5 protein-coding genes are annotated in these 3,051 nt (G+C 65.9%); 1 reads left to right on the top strand and 4 read right to left on the bottom strand.

Features of this window, described 5'->3' with window-relative positions:
* A partial coding sequence (locus tag Q7T84_RS13080; RefSeq protein ID WP_304809578.1) for a PEPxxWA-CTERM sorting domain-containing protein occupies positions 1-631 on the top strand: 631 nt, incomplete at its 5' end.
* Between the two features lie 82 nt (positions 632-713).
* Here the strand turns inward: Q7T84_RS13080 and Q7T84_RS13075 are convergent.
* The 4 genes from Q7T84_RS13075 to Q7T84_RS13060 all read right to left on the bottom strand — a co-directional run.
* On the bottom strand, positions 714-1,091 hold the full coding sequence (locus Q7T84_RS13075; protein ID WP_304809576.1) for a VOC family protein: 378 nt from the start codon (positions 1,089-1,091) through the stop codon (positions 714-716).
* Positions 1,092-1,154: 63 nt separating this feature from the next.
* Positions 1,155-1,853, bottom strand: a complete 699-nt coding sequence (locus Q7T84_RS13070) for a ribonuclease T2 (protein ID WP_304809574.1) — start codon at positions 1,851-1,853, stop codon at positions 1,155-1,157.
* The gene (locus Q7T84_RS13065; protein WP_304809572.1) at positions 1,850-2,404 is read right to left on the bottom strand and encodes a DUF2939 domain-containing protein; all 555 of its coding nucleotides are present in this window, start codon (positions 2,402-2,404) and stop codon (positions 1,850-1,852) included. Before Q7T84_RS13065 ends, Q7T84_RS13070 begins: the two co-directional genes overlap by 4 nt.
* 4 nt (positions 2,405-2,408) lie before the next feature.
* Positions 2,409-3,051: NADP-dependent isocitrate dehydrogenase (locus Q7T84_RS13060; RefSeq protein WP_304809570.1), on the bottom strand; the 643-nt coding region annotated here is incomplete at its 5' end.

Raw genomic sequence — 3,051 nt, 5'->3', positions numbered from 1 at the left:
AATGTTCAAGCACATGGCTGCGGCTATGACTGCGGCTCTTGTCACCAGCGCTTTCGTAGCTACGCCGGCGGCGGCGATTGAGTTTCTGGGCGACTTCAGCGTCACCAACTACAACACTAATGCCGGTACTTTCGGCGGCCTCGTGATCAATGTTACGCCTCCCGCTGGCCCGGTGAGCTTCACGCTCGACAATGCCGGCGATACGACGGGCTTCAACCATCTGTTCACGATCTCATCGCCCGAAGGCAGCATGGACTTTGACGACCTGCTGTTCTGGAAGCCGATCGAAGTCACCTTCGATTTCTCTTCGCCTGATTTCGGCGGATCCGTCGGCGGTTCAACCGGCGGTACGGCTGAGTGGAAGTGGAGCATCTTTGGCTTCGACGACGAAGGTCACGTCGTTTGGGACGGGCCGGAGAGTTTTGCCTTCGGTGACACCGGCTTGCTGCGGGTCGATCTGAAGAAAGCTGATTTCGACCTGGGTGGCAGCGCTTCCGTCAAAGCGAAATTTACCCTCGAGTCACTTCCTTCGGCCGTGCCGGAACCGGCGACTTGGGCGATGATGATCACGGGCTTCGGCCTGGCCGGCACGGCGATCCGTCGCCGCCGCGTGATCGCGCTCGCCGCCTAAGCGACGAACTAGACAATTACGGAAAAGGCCGGGGGAGACCCCGGCCTTTTTTGTTGCTCGCTCTGCCGGTTGCCGCGGCCGCTCAACCCTTGGCGAAGACCGCGATCTTGTTGCCGGTCGGGTCGCGCATATAGGCGCCGTAGAAGCTGGTCGAGTCGGCGGGCCTTGGACCCGGAGCGCCCTCATCGGTTCCGCCTTGGGCGAGGGCCGCGGCGTGAGCAGCCTGCACGGCTTCCTTCGACTCGCCCTTGAAGGCGATCATGACGCCGTTGCCGCCGCGCGCGGCCTGGCCGTCGAACGGGGGGCAGATGAAGGTGTTGGCGTCCTGGCCCTTGAGCCCATAGCCCGCCCAGCCGCCGTCGAAGAACTGGCGCTCATAGCCAATGGCGCCCAGGACCGCGTCGTAGAAGGGCATGGCCTTCTCGACGTCCAGCGCGCCGATCGTCACATAGCCGATCATGTCGTCGTCTCCCTTGAAATCCGGTGCGAAATCTAGCGACGGAAATCGAACAAAACAAGAACATTAAGCGGGCTGGATGCGGATCCTGACATGATCTGGCGCGCCCACGCCCTTGGCGCACCGCGCCGGCTTGAACCGCAGATCGTAGCAGACCCGAACTTCCTGGAGCCGGTTGCCGTCGCCGACCTTCACGAACAAGGCGTCGCGTCGCAGATGTGGATTGCGGGCGGTGAAGGCGGCACGGACATCTCCGGCCGTGACCACGCGACCCGGCGGGAAGGCGAGGGGCGGCGGCTTGATCGCCCGCCACAGCTCGGCGGCCTTGGCGAAATAGGGCTCCGGCGCGGTCCAGCCGCAGGTGCCGTGGGCCGCCCACTCATTTTGCAAAAGCTGTGCGGAGGGCGTCATGCACAGGTTGGCTCGGACCGTGGCGACTTTCAGGGGCGGCGCGGGGCCGCAGTAGCGCGGATGGGTCCGTCCGGCGCCGTTCGGCCAGAGGCCGTGGACCACGAACCCGAACCGGTTGTCGCGACATTGAACCTCGGCGTCCCGCGAGTCTGCATGGGTGCGGCACCACTCCGGCGACCAGCTGAGCGCGAGCATGTAAGAGGCGGTCGGAACGCCCTTGGCGATTTCGTGGGCCGGCGGCGGTCGTGACTTGGCGGGCCGGATGTCCCGCGGAATCGCGCAGCTAGCCCCGTCGGCGGCCTGGGCGGCGCTGGCGAGCATCAGGATCGCCAGTGCGGCGGCAGCTAGCCTCACGGGGCGTCCGGCAGGCGGATCTGGACCAGTTTCCAGGTGAAGCGCTCGCGGCGTTCGAAGGTGAAGACCACCGCTTGCTCGCCGCGCTTGGCGCTCCTAGGGACGGCGGCGAAGCGGGCGCGGTTGGGATCCCAGTAGCGAAGGCGCGGGAAGGCGCCACGGGCGTCTGGCGGCGCCTTGCCGGGGGCGAAGCCGCGAGCGAGGTCATAGAGGCCCGAGGCGCTGAGATAGGGCTCGACGGCTGGCGGGGCCGGGGTGAGCGGCTCGATCGCGCGGCGCACCGCCCCGATGGGGTCTGTCCAGATGTCGGGCGGCGCCGGCGCCGTCACCGGAATGGCGGCGACCTGCGGCCGTAGGCCCTGGCGGACGGCGGGATAGTCCACCAGTTGGGCCAGGGCGTGGGAGTCGCCGTCACGAGCAGCGGCCTTCACGGCCCGAAAGGCAAAAAACGGCGCGGCCACGAAGGCCAGCGCCGTTCCCACGATCGCAACAACGATCAGGCGGAAGATCGCGCGCGTCAGGCTCCACTGAGCTGGCGCGCGCGGTTCCATATGCTTAGGTCGACTTGGCCAGGGCCGCGTCGAGGTTGGCCGCGACCTTGTCGATGAAGCCTTCGGTGGTCAGCCAGCCCTGGGTGTCGCCGACCAGCAGCGCCAGATCCTTGGTCATCGAGCCGCTTTCGACGGTGTCGACGCAGACCTTTTCCAGGGTCTCGGCGAAGTGCGTCAGCTCGGGGTTGCCGTCGAGCTTGGCGCGATGCTTCAGGCCTTGGGTCCAGGCGAAGATCGAGGCGATCGAGTTGGTCGAGGTCGACTCGCCGCGCTGATGCTGGCGGAAGTGGCGGGTCACGGTGCCGTGGGCGGCTTCGGATTCCATGATCTTGCCGTCCGGGGTGATCAGGACGGAGGTCATCAGGCCGAGCGAGCCGAAGCCCTGGGCCACGGTGTCGGACTGCACGTCGCCGTCGTAGTTCTTGCAGGCCCAGACGTAGCCGCCCGACCACTTCATCGCCGCGGCCACCATGTCGTCGATCAGACGGTGTTCGTAGACGATCCCGGCGTCCTTGAACTTGTCCGCGTATTCTGCGGCGAAGACCTCGGCGAAGATATCCTTGAAGCGGCCGTCATAGGCCTTGAGGATCGTGTTCTTGGTCGACAAATTAACCGGCCACTTCAGGTTGAGGCCGTAATGCATCGAG

Origin of the sequence: Phenylobacterium sp., from assembly GCF_030654915.1 — a bacterium.
Taxonomy (GTDB): domain Bacteria; phylum Pseudomonadota; class Alphaproteobacteria; order Caulobacterales; family Caulobacteraceae; genus Phenylobacterium.
Note: the sequence above shows the minus strand (reverse complement) of the source record. Positions and strands in the feature narration are given on the sequence as shown.

What these genes read in the sequence shown, in the direction of transcription:
- Q7T84_RS13075 (WP_304809576.1), bottom strand. Translation starts at nt 1,091, where the DNA reads ATGATCGGCTATGTGACGATCGGCGCGCTGGACGTCGAGAAGGCCATG.
- Q7T84_RS13065 (WP_304809572.1), bottom strand. Translation starts at nt 2,404, where the DNA reads ATGGAACCGCGCGCGCCAGCTCAGTGGAGCCTGACGCGCGCGATCTTC.